The sequence below is a fragment of the Aneurinibacillus sp. Ricciae_BoGa-3 genome, assembly GCF_028421645.1.
Lineage (GTDB): Bacteria > Bacillota > Bacilli > Aneurinibacillales > Aneurinibacillaceae > Aneurinibacillus_B.
The window spans coordinates 4,495,077-4,509,920 of sequence record NZ_CP116887.1; the positions used below are offsets into that span (position 1 = coordinate 4,495,077).

At 47.2% G+C, this 14,844-nt stretch carries 11 protein-coding genes, 9 tRNA genes and 1 rRNA gene; 1 reads left to right on the forward strand and 20 read right to left on the reverse strand.

Annotated elements, in window-relative coordinates:
• Positions 1-3: 3 nt before the first annotated feature.
• The 4 genes from rpoN to PP175_RS22940 form a co-directional block, all read right to left on the reverse strand.
• Positions 4-1,404: an RNA polymerase factor sigma-54 gene (gene rpoN, locus PP175_RS22925; protein ID WP_272440520.1), complete on the reverse strand. Its 1,401-nt coding sequence runs from the start codon at positions 1,402-1,404 to the stop codon at positions 4-6.
• A gap of 228 nt (positions 1,405-1,632) precedes the next feature.
• Positions 1,633-1,836, reverse strand: a complete 204-nt coding sequence (locus PP175_RS22930) for a CsbD family protein (RefSeq protein WP_272440521.1) — start codon at positions 1,834-1,836, stop codon at positions 1,633-1,635.
• A 77-nt stretch (positions 1,837-1,913) separates the two neighbouring features.
• Positions 1,914-2,750 (reverse strand): alpha/beta hydrolase family protein, encoded by an 837-nt coding sequence (locus tag PP175_RS22935; RefSeq protein WP_272440522.1) that lies wholly within the window; start codon positions 2,748-2,750, stop codon positions 1,914-1,916.
• Positions 2,751-2,777: 27 nt separating this feature from the next.
• Positions 2,778-3,029: a hypothetical protein gene (locus PP175_RS22940; protein WP_272440523.1), complete on the reverse strand. Its 252-nt coding sequence runs from the start codon at positions 3,027-3,029 to the stop codon at positions 2,778-2,780.
• A gap of 211 nt (positions 3,030-3,240) precedes the next feature.
• Between PP175_RS22940 and clpP the strand changes: the two genes are divergently transcribed.
• Positions 3,241-3,876: an ATP-dependent Clp endopeptidase proteolytic subunit ClpP gene (gene clpP / locus PP175_RS22945; RefSeq protein ID WP_272443354.1), complete on the forward strand. Its 636-nt coding sequence runs from the start codon at positions 3,241-3,243 to the stop codon at positions 3,874-3,876.
• Between the two features lie 73 nt (positions 3,877-3,949).
• On the opposite strand, the gene PP175_RS22950 is transcribed toward clpP, so the two are convergent.
• From PP175_RS22950 to PP175_RS23025, 16 genes are all read right to left on the reverse strand, one after another.
• Positions 3,950-4,207, reverse strand: coding sequence for an HPr family phosphocarrier protein (locus tag PP175_RS22950; RefSeq protein ID WP_272440524.1), 258 nt, complete (start codon positions 4,205-4,207; stop codon positions 3,950-3,952).
• An 86-nt stretch (positions 4,208-4,293) separates the two neighbouring features.
• Positions 4,294-5,226, reverse strand: a complete 933-nt coding sequence (gene whiA, locus PP175_RS22955; protein WP_272440525.1) for a DNA-binding protein WhiA — start codon at positions 5,224-5,226, stop codon at positions 4,294-4,296.
• A gap of 9 nt (positions 5,227-5,235) precedes the next feature.
• Complete coding sequence (locus PP175_RS22960) at positions 5,236-6,198, reverse strand: gluconeogenesis factor YvcK family protein (protein ID WP_272440526.1); 963 nt, start codon at positions 6,196-6,198, stop codon at positions 5,236-5,238.
• Between the two features lie 9 nt (positions 6,199-6,207).
• Positions 6,208-7,089 carry an RNase adapter RapZ gene (gene rapZ, locus PP175_RS22965; protein ID WP_272440527.1) on the reverse strand — a complete coding sequence of 294 codons (882 nt, stop codon included), beginning with the start codon at positions 7,087-7,089 and terminating at the stop codon, positions 6,208-6,210.
• Between the two features lie 227 nt (positions 7,090-7,316).
• Complete coding sequence (gene trxB, locus PP175_RS22970; protein ID WP_272440528.1) at positions 7,317-8,279, reverse strand: thioredoxin-disulfide reductase; 963 nt, start codon at positions 8,277-8,279, stop codon at positions 7,317-7,319.
• 168 nt (positions 8,280-8,447) lie between these two features.
• Positions 8,448-10,148 carry a tetratricopeptide repeat protein gene (locus tag PP175_RS22975; RefSeq protein ID WP_272440529.1) on the reverse strand — a complete coding sequence of 567 codons (1,701 nt, stop codon included), beginning with the start codon at positions 10,146-10,148 and terminating at the stop codon, positions 8,448-8,450.
• Between the two features lie 494 nt (positions 10,149-10,642).
• Positions 10,643-10,718: transfer RNA gene (locus tag PP175_RS22980), tRNA-Lys, on the reverse strand.
• Positions 10,719-10,730: 12 nt separating this feature from the next.
• A tRNA-Gln gene (locus PP175_RS22985) sits at positions 10,731-10,805 on the reverse strand.
• A 4-nt stretch (positions 10,806-10,809) separates the two neighbouring features.
• Positions 10,810-10,893, reverse strand: a tRNA-Tyr gene (locus PP175_RS22990).
• 8 nt (positions 10,894-10,901) lie between these two features.
• A tRNA-Phe gene (locus PP175_RS22995) sits at positions 10,902-10,977 on the reverse strand.
• 53 nt (positions 10,978-11,030) lie between these two features.
• Positions 11,031-11,107, reverse strand: a tRNA-Asp gene (locus PP175_RS23000).
• A 196-nt stretch (positions 11,108-11,303) separates the two neighbouring features.
• A tRNA-Thr gene (locus PP175_RS23005) sits at positions 11,304-11,379 on the reverse strand.
• A gap of 27 nt (positions 11,380-11,406) precedes the next feature.
• Positions 11,407-11,482: transfer RNA gene (locus tag PP175_RS23010), tRNA-Val, on the reverse strand.
• A 19-nt stretch (positions 11,483-11,501) separates the two neighbouring features.
• Positions 11,502-11,578 (reverse strand) — tRNA-Glu (locus PP175_RS23015).
• Between the two features lie 43 nt (positions 11,579-11,621).
• Positions 11,622-11,696 (reverse strand) — tRNA-Asn (locus PP175_RS23020).
• A 135-nt stretch (positions 11,697-11,831) separates the two neighbouring features.
• Positions 11,832-14,770: ribosomal RNA gene (locus tag PP175_RS23025) — 23S ribosomal RNA — on the reverse strand.
• Between the last annotated feature and the right edge of the window lie 74 nt (positions 14,771-14,844).

Here is a 14,844-nt window from a genome sequence, read left to right on the forward strand (position 1 = left end):
GAATTAAAATCTTTTGCGTTTTGAAGAACCGGCAATTCCAAGTTCCTCCCTATACTTCGCTACCGTCCGGCGGGAAATCTGGGTACCGTCTGCCACCAGTATATCCATGATTTTTTGGTCGGAAAGAGGCTTATTTTTATCTTCAGAGTCAATTAGCTCTTTTATTTTTTTCTTTACCGAGAGCGCAGAAGCTGCATCCCCTCCATCCGAGCGGCCCAACCCGTTGGTAAAAAAGTATTTGAGTTCAAACAATCCACGAGGGGTCTGCACATATTTGTTGCTGGTTGCCCGGCTGATGGTCGATTCATGCAGGTCTACTTTTTGGGCAATGTCCTTTAGTGTCATCGGCTTTAAAGAAGTAATCCCACTTTTAAAGAAAGCTTGCTGCTCCTCAACGATCGCCTGTGTAACTCTATAGAGCGTCATCCTTCTTTGTTCGATGCTTTTGATGAGCCACATAGCAGAATTGAGTTTTTCCTGGATATAGCGCTGGGCGCCTGCCTGATCACCGTCCTGCAGCATTTGGCGGTAAAAACGGCTTATTGATAGGTTCGGTGTCATGCTGTCCGTAACAATTACGACATATTCATTTCCAACCTTTTCAACGGTAACATCAGGCGTAATAAAACGCGGGGAACTGCCGCCGAATTGTCCCGCGGGACGAGGGTTTAAGCTTTTGATGTAATCGGCTGCTTCCTGCACACTTTGAACCGTAACACCCAAAGCCGAGGCGATCTTTGGAAAACGCCTGTCAGCTACATCCTGAAGGTAATGCGTTACGATTTCATAAACAAGTGGGGGGGCATCCGCACGCGCCAGAATTTGCAGTTGGAGGCACTCCACCAGATTGCGGGAGCCTACTCCAACCGGGTCTAAACCCTGCAAAAAAGTGATCATGTCTTCCATTTGCTCCAGCGGAACATCCAGTATAGAAGCAGCTTCTGCTGCATCAATGTATAGGTAACCGCTTTCATTTAAGTTTCCAATAAGAAATCGTAATATTTTTCGTTCAAGCTTTGAAAGGTTCTTCATAATTGCGATTTGTTCAGATAAATGGCGTTCGAGCGTTAAGTCATCTGCACGAACAAAATCAAGAGGCTCCACGTCGGTTCTGCGAGTTGCGCCTGAGGAATAGGTGGTATCCCCTGTGGCACGCACACGGGCATACTCCAGCCAGTCAATTTCCGGTTTAGCAGCTGCAACCTGGTCTGTCGTAGCCGTCTCCCGAAGGTAATTCTTATCATTCTCTGTAATCTCGAGTACAGGATTCTCACTAGCCTGCTGGTGTAGAAAATCAACGAGATCGACGGATGAGTATTGTAAAATCGTTATCGCCTGGCGTAATTCAGGTGTCATGACCAATTTTAGTGTCTGCTGTTGATATAATCCGAAACCCATTTGCATTGGCATCACCCTCTACTCACAAATTGCTTGTAATATTCTTTATTATACATCAATGCTGGCTTGTTTCACTAGCAAAAATCCTGCCAATTTCTAAAAAACCTCGTGACTGATGCCCGCTCTTGCTTCCCTCTCTCAAAGTAGATACTTTGGTGTAAGTACATTGAAAAGGATCGGGAGGCCCCGATCCTTTCTTTACCGCTTATCTAATTCTATACTTATTACCGAATATTATAGATCATCGTCGTCGAGGGCTTTGTTGATGCTTCTGGCAGCACTTTCTTTGGCATCGCCATATCCTTCACGAATTTTGCCTTTTGCCTTGTCTACGTTTCCTTCGAGACGGGTGGATTCATCACCGGTTAACTCGCCCCACTGCTTTTTGGCTTCACCTTTTACCTGATCCCATTTGCCTTTTAGTTTGTCGTCGTTCATGCTGCGATTCCTCCTTTTAAGTAAATGGCGTTATAGAGATGAATTACCCGTATTTTCGCAGGGACAAACAAAGAGTTCTACAGGTGATCGCTAAAGAAGCCAGCCGTAACATCCAGCGCTTCGAGCATTTGTGGCGTGTAGCCTTTAGACGGGTGGACCATGTTAAAAGTATGGCCCGCTCCTTCTATCCAATGGAGGAGCGCATTACGCGCATGCTGCTTTAACGATTCAGCACCGCGAACAAGCTTCTCAGAGTCATCCCTGCCCTGGATGATAAGCAACGGCTGTTCCATTTCAGCCACCCGGCTCAGCAGGTCGTACTGTCTTGCATTAATATCAATATCTTGAAGAACCATTTTTTCAATGGGCATCTTCTGGCCTGTACGGCTATTCACGACATAGCCCACCTGGTTTTCCTCTACCTGTTTTCGAATTTCCGGACCAAAGACATCCACGTGTGCAACGCCGTTCCAGGTAACAGTAGCGCGGATGTTTTCGGGATAGGAGGTCGCATACAGAATCGCGTCCCCTCCGCCCTTGCTGTGGCCGACCAGCCCGATGCGGCTTGTGTCCGTATGTTCAGCGAAGGGAAGACGTCCTTCTTTAAGCATCTGAATTAAGAAATCGAGATCGCTTAATTCCTGTTGGTACGTATTGCGCCCAAACTTCTCTAGTTCTGTGAAATTGTGCAGGTCTTCTCCGATTCCATTCCCTGAGAAATTAAAGGTAATGGCGATAAAGCCGTGCCGTGCGAAGTATGTACCTGCAACGGGGAACATGGCCCAATCCTTAAACCCTTTGAAACCATGGCATATGATAATGACTGGTTTACGATAAGGCTCCGTTTCTTCCAGATAAACATCTCCGCGAATGGTTAATCCTTCTTTACGCACTAGTTGAAAAGACTGCTTCATCGAATCTCTCCTTGTACCTAAACTAGATTACCTGCTGCTTATATCATCCTGTATAATTTCGTCACCCGTTAGGATCGGGGGAATCATGGATGTAGGATGAATGTCCATAACGTGTCGGTTATACACAATCACCTGGCGTCCCTCTTCTATAGTTTCAAAAACAAAAGCCCGATTCTTCAATGTATAGAGAATTTTTCCGATTCCTTGGACGGTTTCACCGTCCAGATCGCTGTATGTTAATTGTACCATTTTACCGGTCCATTCATCGTATTGATTCATTATGATAGCTCCCTTCAGAAATCAATTCTGTATTTTCAAATATTATGGCATACTTAATTAGAATATGCCTTATCTTCGACAAAGGTTCCTGCAAAAAGCAACGGCTCGACAAATTTGTTTCGCATGTGTAAAATCCGGGAAAAACGCATATAAATGAAAAGGTATAGTGCAGCTCTTCATATTTGACCTTTATTGACCATTGTTGTACTATATAGATAAATCCCGAGAGGAGGAAGAAACAATGAATCTAATTCCTACAGTAATCGAACAAACCAACCGTGGTGAGAGAGCCTATGATATTTACTCCCGTCTTTTAAAAGACCGGATTATCTTTCTTGGTACCGCCATCAACGACCAGGTTGCTAATAGTGTCGTAGCCCAGCTTCTTTTTCTGGCTGCTGAAGACCCTGACAAAGACATCAGCATCTACGTGAACAGTCCTGGCGGTTCCATTACAGCAGGTATGGCCATTTATGATACGATGCAGTTTATTAAGCCTGACGTTTCCACTATTTGCGTTGGAATGGCCGCTTCTATGGGAGCATTCCTGCTGACAGCGGGTGCGCCTGGCAAACGTTTCGCACTCCCTAACAGCGAAGTTATGATCCACCAGCCACTCGGCGGCGCACAGGGGCAGGCATCTGATATCCAAATTGCTGCCACCCGCATTCTTAAGATGCGCGATCAGCTAAACCGGATTATCGCGGATCGCTCCGGCCAGCCGCTTGAACGAGTAGAAAAAGATACAGACCGAGATTATTTCATGTCCGCTAATGAAGCGAAAGAGTATGGCTTGATTGACCAGGTTATTGAAAGTCTCAGCAAAAAAGACCCGGATGTTCTGTAATCAAAAACAAATATAATCTACATAAAAAGAGCCGATACCAAATAGGAATCGACTCTTTTTATTGTTCTTGTTGTTATTCTTCTTTTTCTACAAATTCTTTTAACTTTTTTACTGCTTCTTCCTCATCATTTCCCTCAGCACTTATGAGGATCACAACACCTGAACCAACAGCAAGGCTCATAATTCCCATAATGCTTTTGGCATTTACTCGTTTATTATCCTTTTCCAAATAAACATCGGAAACAAATCGGTTCGCTTCCTGTACAAAAAAAGCAGCAGGACGAGCTTGCAGCCCTGTTTTTAGATTTACAGTGGCCTTTTCTTGGACCATAGTAGGACCTCCCCCACCTATTCTGACAATTAGAGTGATTATATTTTTCCATTATAGCATGATACTGCGGGTTTATCCTTACGGTTTTACTGTGGAATACGAAGTTTAGACGCGATTTCACCAATTTTTCGCAAACGGTGATTAATGCCGGATTTGCTTACCTTTCCGCTGGGAATCATTTCTCCCAGTTCTGTAAGATTCATATCGCGATGCTTAAGCCGCAGTTCTGCTACTTCCCGCAGCCGATCAGGCAGGTTATCCAGTCCAAGTTCCTTGTCGATCAGCAGAATATTCTCAATCTGCTGCATAGCTGCCGACACTGTTTTATTCAAATTTGCCATATCACAATTGTTCAGCCGGTTTGCGGAATTTTTCATATCCTTTACAATCCGGACATCCTCAAAAAAGAAAAGGGCCTGGTTGGCGCCGATGACACGCAAAAATTCGGCAATTTTTTCTCCTTCTTTAATATACATGATATGGCCTTTCTTACGTTCGATACAACGCGCGTTCAGATGAAAAAAGTTCGTCAACTCCACAAGGTGTTCACAGTGCTCATGATGGGAGGAGAAAATCTCCAAATGATAGCTTGATGCCTCGGGATGATTGACGGAACCCCCTGCAAGAAACGCGCCGCGGAGATATGCGCGCTTGCAGCATTCTTTCTCCACAATTTCAGGAGATATCCCATAGGAAAATCCCCCTGCTTCCATAATACCCAACTGTTCAAGAATTTCACGAGCCAGCTGTGGAATCCGAACCATGTAGACATTATTTTTTTTGAGTCTCATTTTCTTCCGAACAAGAAGTTCTACGTGTATTTGAAATATTTTTTTTACCAGCGTATAGATGCGGCGGGCAATTGCAGCGTTCTCAGTAGATACATCAAGTACGAAACGCTTGCCGCCAAACTGCAATGCTCCATTCATGCGAATTAGCGCCGTTAACTCCGCTTTTTCACAGCAAGGGGAGGTATCGAGTTGGGTTAACTCTTTTTTAGTTTGTGCAGCGAAAGACATACCATCACCTCATGCTTTTTTGCCGATTAACTCCATAATGATTTCACTTAGTTTAGCCGCGTTATGCCGCAAAAATTTATCGTATAGCAAAAGTTCTTCAGCGACTACCTTATATCCTTTAGCGATTAGGTCCTCCTCAGAATAGGAAACGGGTTCCTGTCCCTGCTCCTTATACATGGTACGGACATTATCGGGTACAACGCCATTGTTCACAATAATATATTGGAATAAGGAATTTCCAACATGGCTGTGAATAGCGGCAAGATGGTCAGCCGCATTATAGCCATCAGTTTCTCCTGGCTGTGTCATGACGTTACAAATATACGCTTTGGTTGCTTTGCTTTGCCGAATTGCTTCTACAATCCCTGGAACAAGCAGATTTGGAAGAATACTTGTATATAGACTCCCTGGTCCAATAATAATGGCATCAGCCTGTTTAAGGGCTTTTATGGCGTCCTCAAGCGCCTCCACATTGTCCTCAATAAAAACGCGCTTGATTCGCTTGCCTGATTTAGGAATAATGGATTCACCGGTTACAATGCTGCCATCCTCCATTTCCGCATGAAGAACAATCGCTTCCTCTGCTGCAGGCAGAACCCGACCTCGTACAGCCAATACCTGGCTCATCTGCTCAATCGCGGTCACAAAATCCCCGCTTAGTTCCATCAGCGCAGCCAGTAACAGATTGCCGATGGAGTGCCCTGACAGCCCGTTTCCTGAAACAAACCTGTACTGGAGGAGCGCTTCAAGCACCGGTTCCGTGTCAGCCAGTGCAACGAGCACATTTCGAATGTCTCCAGGAGGCGGCATCTTCATTTCATAACGCAACCGGCCAGAGCTTCCACCATCATCAGCGACGGTTACAATTGCTGTAATCGCCACAGGTTTTTCTTTTAATCCGCGAAGCAGAACAGACAAACCTGTCCCGCCTCCGATAACCACCACGCGTGGTTTGCCATTTTTTCTTCCCATCCTACACCTCTATGAGCGGCCCTTCTCCATGTCCCGGTGCGTTACACGAACATTATACTGCTCCTGATAACGATTCCCCAGATATTCAGCGATGGCTACTGAGCGATGCTTACCGCCGGTACAACCGATCGCAATCACAAGTTGGCTTTTGCCTTCTTTCTGGTAGTGCGGAAGCGTGAAGTCGATTAAGCCTGTTAATTTCTCCATAAAATCCGTTGCAATATCCCATTTAAAAACGTATTCATAAACCTCTTCGTCTTTCCCTGTTTTCGGACGCAGCGTGTCAACATAGTGGGGGTTTGGTAGAAAACGCACGTCGAACACCAAATCGGCGTCAATCGGAATGCCGTATTTGAAGCCAAACGAATGGATGTTTACCATCAACCCGTTGTTCATGTTTGCGTACATCTGGCTGATTTTTTCTTTCAGTGCTGCAGGTTTCAGACTGCTCGTATCAATAATTAGATTGGCGCGGCCTTTAAGTTCTTCAAGAAGCTTCCGCTCAGAACGAATGCCATCGAGCGGCAGACCATTCGGAGCCAGCGGGTGGTGTCGCCTTGTTTCTTTGTACCTGCGAACCAACGCCTGATCGCTGGCATCTAAAAAGAGAATTTGGTATGAAATATGCTCCATTTCGCTCAGACGTTCCAGCGAATCCGAGAGTGAGTCAAAAAATTCCCGTCCCCGAAGGTCAATAACAAGGGCAACGCGTTCGATATTGCCCCGGCCCGATTGATCGATAAGTTCAGCGAATTTAGGGATCAGAACAGGCGGCAAATTATCGACACAGAAGAAGCCCAGATCCTCCAACTTCTGAACGGCCACCGTCTTTCCGGCACCTGACAACCCCGTAATAATCAAAAGATTTATTTGATTCACTGGTTTTTCCATACTATATTCACTTCCTACGGAAAGGATATAAGCAAATTAACGCTATCCTGCTAATTTAAGCATACCACTTCTGTCAAATCAACCGTATCCAGCGAACAGGAGGCCAAAAAAAGGGCGCAGACTTTCGTCTGCGCTAAAGTATATTATAAAAGGGGTCAATTAAGTATCTTTAGAATACCCGAGGAATATTTCATTCATGTTACAGAGACATTAAAATTTTATTATGGTTATTTGGAAGCGGCTGCTGCTTCTTCCTTCAGGCGCTCATCCAGATTCTCTACATAATGCTGGGCAGATAATGCCGCATCGGCGCCATCGCCAGTTGCCGTTACAACCTGGCGTAGTGTTTTCTCCCGAACATCACCCGCTGCAAAAATTCCTGGGATACGGGTGGCCATTCTTTCATCTGTCTCAATATAGCCCGCTTCATTTGTAATACCCAGATTTTTAACGCAGCTCGATAACGGATCCATACCGACATAAATAAAAGCGCCATCTGCCTTAAACTCTGTTTCTTCTCCCGTTTCCGTGTTTTGCAGAAGAACAGACTGTACAACGCCCTCACCGCGAATTTCCTTGACGGTTGTATTCCAGATGAAATCAACTTTTTCATTCTCCATCGCGCGCTTTTGCAGAATTTTTTGGGCACGAAGTTCATTTCGGCGGTGGATGATGGTTACCTTTGTCGCAAAGCGGGTCAAAAAGGTCCCTTCTTCAACCGCAGAGTCTCCCCCGCCTACCACAACAAGTTCTTTCCCGCGGAAGAAGGCCCCGTCACATACGGCGCAGTACGAAACACCACGTCCAGATAATTCTTTTTCACCAGGAACACCCAGTTCTCGGTGTTCGGCACCTGTTGTGATAATAACGGATTTTGCCTTAAATTCCTTGTCTCCAACTTTAACAATCTTATAAGGGTCGCCGTCGATAACCTCTTTAATATCGCCATATTGGTATTCAGCGCCAAACTTCTTCGCATGTTCAAACATTTTATTAGAAAGGTCAGGTCCAAGGATTGATTCGTAGCCAGGGTAGTTCTCAATTTCTTCCGTATTCGCCATTTGGCCGCCTGGAATTCCCCGCTCAATCATAAGCGTGGTCATATTTGCACGAGACGTATACACTGCTGCTGTCATGCCGGCGGGCCCTGCCCCCGCAATAATTACGTCATAAATTTTTTCTTCATTCATCCCATTTCCCTCCTATATATAATAGATTACCTCAATATGGGATAACCTATTCGATTTCATCGATTCTTTTCGATTTAATAGTTCTATCATAAAGCCAAAGCGCTAAAAAGTCAAAACAAAAACCCCGGGTTACCGGGGCTTATCTACAGTGTTCAGCATGCTTTCCACCTACTCCTGCAGGCTGCAAGCCTGACTAATCAATTTGCAGTTGCGGGCAAGTGATGCGGTTGAAACACCATACCTTTTGGCGAGTTCCGCTTGTGTAACGGCAGCGCGGTTTTGCCTGGCAACCAGGTATTCAATGGCGGCTGCCCAGGCTTCCTCTTTTCGGATAACGGGAACATCCGGATACACAGCATCAATATATTGCATCCACAGGTTGCGCGCTTGCTGCTGTTGGAATATGTCATAGCGTTCATCCATTCTTGTATACACACAATCCATAACCCGCTGCCATTTATCCAGCCACACGGGAGGCTTTTCTGGCATGTCATTCGGATCGATGGTTTGCTTTGTGTTGTTAATAATGGCGTCGATTGGTTCTTTTGCGCCCATTTTGCGAAGGGCAAATACGGCGACTTTCTTTAAATAATCATCCTCGGCCGGATTCATGAGAAACAAGCGTAGAGCCTCTTCGACTTCCTTATCCGCAATATGCTCAAAGGATTGGATAACCTGAAGCTTCGTATCTTTATCCCCAAAGCGGAGAGCCCACAAAAAGGAAGAGCGAATTAAAGGGTTCTTTTTCATTTCTTCGCTTAAGCCCTCACCTTTAAGTGATTCCGTGCAGAGCAGCTTCTCCATATCCGGAATTTCGTAATGATAAGATGCCTCTTCTATAGCAGGCTTGCCAACTTTTTTCGCCTGAATGTGCTGTAAGTAATACGATGCAACCGGCTGACCTGGATCGAGGCGGTTAATCTTTTCCCATAGGCGTTCCGCTATTCCAAAACGCTTTGTGTTATAGGCAGCAGCGGCACAATAATGCATGATATAAGGGTCACTGTAGCCCGTATGAGCGATCATTAGCCGAAACAAAAAGTAGGCTGCGTCGTTTTCTCCCAGGATTCCAAGCGTAGTTGCAAGCTTATATGTCTGGTCATAATGGTAAGGAACAATTTTTTTCAGCATGGCAAGCAACTCATCAAGCTTACTCTGATTTTGAATATGCGAGTAGAAGACAGCCAGATTGCATAGCCCATGAATATTAAACGGTTCACTCTCTAACACTTGTCTAACGGTCTCCATCGCTTTCTCAAAGCGGCCCATATAATAGTAGCACAGTGCCAGATTGTTGCGAGCAGCGATAAAGTCAGGATTTTCCCCCGCAAGCTTTTGCAGAAGGCGGGATGCCTCGGCGAATCGCCCCTCTTCCAGAAGCCTCCGAGCCTTCTCATGGCTCAGGGAAAGTTCCCGATTTTCATGGCCGCCTTCCCTGGGAGGAAATTGTAAATTCTCCGCCACGTAATCCAATATATCTTCTGCGTCTTCTATATATTCGCCCATCGGAGCGGTCTCGCAATATTTTAATGCATATTGTTCAGCCAGTTCAAAATCCATTAAGTTAGCATAGTTGCTTGCTAAATAAAAATAACATTCAGGTAGGTCGGAATCGATCCTCTCAAGTACATGCCATATAATGCGATTTGATTCCTCAAACTTGCCTAAATCCGCCAGCAGGCAGGCTGTATTGCAGTAATGGACGGGGTTGTTTGGTTCACATTCTAATGTTTTACGAAAGTAGCGCAGCGCTTTTTGATAATTTAATTTGTTTAATGATTTCATTGCTCTTTCATAGTAGAAAGAGGCATCCATTTTTATGGGAACAATGTTATTCTTTTTCGCTGGCACGTATTGCTGTTTGCCCATATGTCCCTCCATTGTTTTCTTACTCATAGTTCAAGTATATCATAATTCAAAATAACCCACTTACACAACCTGAGTGTATGTTAGGTAAATCATAAAATCCTACATGTTTGTTCATTTAAAATAAATAAAAACCACTTTCGTAAGAAAATGGTTTCAGTCTATTTGTTATTTGAATGTATTAATGGTGAGCCATACTGGACTCCGATGCACAGGATGTGCAAGGTTCTGCGTTGCAACACGACGTTGCGCTTTTAGCAGAACTTCCTCTCTGGTGAGAGTCCTGTTTGCATTATTTACGAAGTCTGCAGATGATCATACTCATCACCTTTAATTGAATGTGGTGAGCCATACTGGACTCCGATGCACAGGATGTGCAAGGTTCTGCGTTGCAACACGACGTTGCGCTTTTAGCAGAACTTCCTCTCTGGTGAGAGTCCTGTTTGCATTATTTACGAAGTCTGCAGATGATCATACTCATCACCTTTAATTGAATGTGGTGAGCCATACTGGACTCGAACCAGTGACACCCTGATTAAAAGTCAGGTGCTCTACCAACTGAGCTAATGGCTCGTACCTAAAAAATGGCTGGGGTACCTGGATTCGAACCAGGGCATGACGGAGTCAAAGTCCGTTGCCTTACCGCTTGGCTATACCCCAAAAGTGGTGGAGGGGGACGGATTCGAACCGCCGAACCCAAGGGAGCGGATTTACAGTCCGCCGCGTTTAGCCACTTCGCTACCCCTCCAAAATACATGGTGGCTCGGGACGGAATCGAACCGCCGACACGAGGATTTTCAGTCCTCTGCTCTACCGACTGAGCTACCGAGCCAACTTTATGTAGTTTCCCTCTCGGGTGAGAGTGCCGTCTACATTATTATTTAATGGCGGAGCCGACGGGACTCGAACCCGCGACCTCCGGAGTGACAGTCCAGCGTGAACTCCAACTTCACCACGGCTCCGCAAAAAAAAATAGTGGTGCATCGTATACGCGTACCACAATATTAATGGTGCACCCTGTCGGGTACTACTGATTTCATTCCTTGCTAAGAAGTTTATTCGACGTAGATAGAATGAATATTAATGGTTCACCCTGCGGGTACTACTGATTTGATTTTAACTCCGAGGCTTATTCGACGTAGTTAAAATCAACATTAATGGTGCCGGCGAAAGGACTTGAACCCTCAACCCCCTGATTACAAGTCAGGTGCTCTACCAGTTGAGCTACACCGGCCATATAGTTCGCATTTTAGTTAAATAATGGTGGAGGATGACGGGATCGAACCGCCGACCCTCTGCTTGTAAGGCAGATGCTCTCCCAGCTGAGCTAATCCTCCAATAAAAACCAGGATATTATGGTGACCCGTAGGGGATTCGAACCCCTGAATGCATGCGTGAAAGGCATGTGAGTTAAGCCGCTTCTCCAACGGGCCCAAACGTAATCTGTAGCAATATGTATTCTTCACAAAGAAAATATGGCTCCGCAGGCCGGACTCGAACCAGCGACCGATCGGTTAACAGCCGATTGCTCTACCACTGAGCTACTGCGGAATAACACGGTGTTAGTCATTCTGTCTCAGAAAAAGATTAAGCCTCTTTTTTAGCAGAACCTGCTTATGTAAACTGAAGATTTGCACTTTCAAAACTGAATTGGAAGGAACGATGCGTTAGGAATTCCTTAAAAATTGGGTTAAGCCCTCGACCGATTAGTATTCGTCAGCTCCATGCGTTGCCGCACTTCTACCCCGAACCTATCTACCTCATCATCTATAAGGGGTCTTACCAGCTTATGCTGTGGGAAATCTCATCTTGAGGGGGGCTTCACGCTTAGATGCTTTCAGCGCTTATCCCGGCCGCACATAGCTACCCAGCGATGCTCCTGGCGGAACAACTGGTGCACCAGCGGTGCGTCCATCCCGGTCCTCTCGTACTAAGGACAGCTCCTCTCAAATTTCCTGCGCCCACGACAGATAGGGACCGAACTGTCTCACGACGTTCTGAACCCAGCTCGCGTACCGCTTTAATGGGCGAACAGCCCAACCCTTGGGACCTACTTCAGCCCCAGGATGCGATGAGCCGACATCGAGGTGCCAAACCTCCCCGTCGATGTGGACTCTTGGGGGAGATAAGCCTGTTATCCCCAGGGTAGCTTTTATCCGTTGAGCGATGGCCCTTCCATGCGGAACCACCGGATCACTAAGCCCGACTTTCGTCCCTGCTCGACTTGTAGGTCTCGCAGTCAAGCTCCCTTGTGCCTTTACACTCTGCGAATGATTTCCAACCATTCTGAGGGAACCTTTGGGCGCCTCCGTTACACTTTAGGAGGCGACCGCCCCAGTCAAACTGCCCACCTGACACGGTCCTCCATCCCGATAAGGGATGCGAGTGAGAAGGCCGGCATAATCAGGGTGGTATCCCAAGGATGCCTCCACCGAACCTGGCGGTCCGGGTTCAAAGGCTCCCACCTATCCTGTACAAATCATACCAGCATTCAATATCAAGCTGCAGTAAAGCTCCATGGGGTCTTTCCGTCTTGTCGCGGGTAACCTGCATCTTCACAGGTAGTATGATTTCACCGAGTCTCTTGCCGAGACAGTGCCCAAGTCGTTACGCCTTTCGTGCGGGTCGGAACTTACCCGACAAGGAATTTCGCTACCTTAGGACCGTTATAGTTACGGCCGCCGTTTACTGGGGCTTCGGTTCACAGCTTCGCGCTTGCGCGCTAACCGCTCCCCTTAACCTTCCAGCACCGGGCAGGCGTCAGCCCCTATACTTCGCCTTGCGGCTTCGCAGAGACCTGTGTTTTTGCTAAACAGTCGCTTGGGCCTTTTCACTGCGGCCCCCTCACGCTTATCACGCTAGCGGGGCACCCCTTCTCCCGAAGTTACGGGGTCATTTTGCCGAGTTCCTTAGCAAGAGTTTTCTCGCGCGCCTTAGGATTCTCTCCTCGCCTACCTGTGTCGGTTTGCGGTACGGGTACCTTACTTCTCGCTAGAAGCTTTTCTTGGCAGTGTGAGATCAGGAACTTCGGTACTTAAATTTCCCTCGCCATCACAACCCGGCGTTACAGTGTACGGATTTGCCTATACACACGCCTCATTGCTTGGACAGACATAACCAGCAGTCTGCTTGCCTTACCCTCCTGCGTCCCTCCGTTGCTCAAACGAAGTAGAGGTAGTACAGGAATTTCCACCTGTTGTCCATCGCCTACGCCTTTCGGCCTCGGCTTAGGTCCCGACTAACCCTGAGAGGACGAGCCTTCCTCAGGAACCCTTAGGCTTTCGGCGGAAGGGATTCTCACCCTTCTTTTCGCTACTTACACCGGCATTCTCACTTCCTGCCGCTCCACCCGTCCTTTCGGTCGAGCTTCACTGCTGCAGGAACGCTCCCCTACCCCTGACACCTACGGTGTCAAGCCACAGCTTCGGTACTTCACTTAGCCCCGTTACATTTTCCGCGCAGAGTCACTCGACCAGTGAGCTATTACGCACTCTTTAAATGGTGGCTGCTTCTAAGCCAACATCCTGGTTGTCTGGGCAACTCCACATCGTTTCCCACTTAGTGAAGATTTAGGGACCTTAGCTGGTGGTCTGGGCTGTTTCCCTTTTGACTACGGATCTTAGCACTCGCAGTCTGACTCCCGGATATCTGTAGCCGGCATTCGGAGTTTGACTGAATTTGGTACCCCGCGAGGGGCCCGCATCCAATCAGTGCTCTACCTCCGGTACAGTAAATCCGAGGCTAGCCCTAAAGCTATTTCGGGGAGAACCAGCTATCTCCGAGTTCGATTGGAATTTCTCCGCTACCCACACCTCATCCCCGCACTTTTCAACGTGCGTGGGTTCGGGCCTCCAGTGCGTGTTACCGCACCTTCACCCTGGACATGGGTAGATCACACGGTTTCGGGTCTACGGCTGCGTACTCACTCGCCCTGTTCAGACTCGCTTTCGCTGCGGCTCCGGCTTCTCACCTTAACCTCGCACGCAACCGTAACTCGCCGGTTCATTCTACAAAAGGCACGCCGTCACACAGTTAATGTGCTCCGACTAGTTGTAGGCACACGGTTTCAGGTTCTCTTTCACTCCCCTCCCGGGGTGCTTTTCACCTTTCCCTCACGGTACTGGTCCACTATCGGTCGCCAGGTAGTATTTAGCCTTGGGAGATGGTCCTCCCAGCTTCCCACGAGGTTTCACGTGTCTCGCGGTACTCAGGGTACGTCTCGGAGAGACGGCCATTTCGATTACAGGGTTGTTACCTTCTGTGACGGGCCTTTCCAGGCCGCTTCATCTATGACCGTCTTTTGTAACTCCATGTGAGACGCCCTACAACCCCGGAAGGCGAACCTTCCGGTTTGGGCTTCTCCGCGTTCGCTCGCCGCTACTTACGGAATCACTATTGTTTTCTGTTCCTCAGGGTACTTAGATGTTTCAGTTCCCCTGGTCTGCCTCTACCTGCCCTATGGATTCAGGCAGGAGTACGATCCCATTACGAATCGTAGGTTTCCCCATTCGGACATCTCCGGATTAACGCTTGCTTACAGCTCCCCGGAGCATTTCGCAGTTCGCCACGTCCTTCTTCGGCTCCTGGCGCCAAGGCATCCACCGTGTGCCCTTTATAGCTTAACCTCTGGTTTCCAATCAAGCGTCCTGATCAACGTCGATCTTCTGCGTTGCGTTATCCCTGCGCTGCTCACGTATCA

Bases quoted from the DNA above. Each gene is read 5' to 3' on its own strand.
- rapZ (WP_272440527.1), bottom strand. From the start codon at position 7,089: ATGGAAAAACCAGTGAATCAAATAAATCTTTTGATTATTACGGGGTTG.
- whiA (WP_272440525.1), bottom strand. From the start codon at position 5,226: ATGTCTTTCGCTGCACAAACTAAAAAAGAGTTAACCCAACTCGATACC.
- PP175_RS22930 (WP_272440521.1), bottom strand. From the start codon at position 1,836: ATGAACGACGACAAACTAAAAGGCAAATGGGATCAGGTAAAAGGTGAA.
- PP175_RS22935 (WP_272440522.1), bottom strand. From the start codon at position 2,750: ATGAAGCAGTCTTTTCAACTAGTGCGTAAAGAAGGATTAACCATTCGC.
- PP175_RS22960 (WP_272440526.1), bottom strand. From the start codon at position 6,198: ATGGGAAGAAAAAATGGCAAACCACGCGTGGTGGTTATCGGAGGCGGG.
- PP175_RS22950 (WP_272440524.1), bottom strand. From the start codon at position 4,207: ATGGTCCAAGAAAAGGCCACTGTAAATCTAAAAACAGGGCTGCAAGCT.
- trxB (WP_272440528.1), bottom strand. From the start codon at position 8,279: ATGAATGAAGAAAAAATTTATGACGTAATTATTGCGGGGGCAGGGCCC.
- PP175_RS22975 (WP_272440529.1), bottom strand. From the start codon at position 10,148: ATGGGCAAACAGCAATACGTGCCAGCGAAAAAGAATAACATTGTTCCC.
- PP175_RS22940 (WP_272440523.1), bottom strand. From the start codon at position 3,029: ATGAATCAATACGATGAATGGACCGGTAAAATGGTACAATTAACATAC.
- rpoN (WP_272440520.1), bottom strand. From the start codon at position 1,404: ATGCAAATGGGTTTCGGATTATATCAACAGCAGACACTAAAATTGGTC.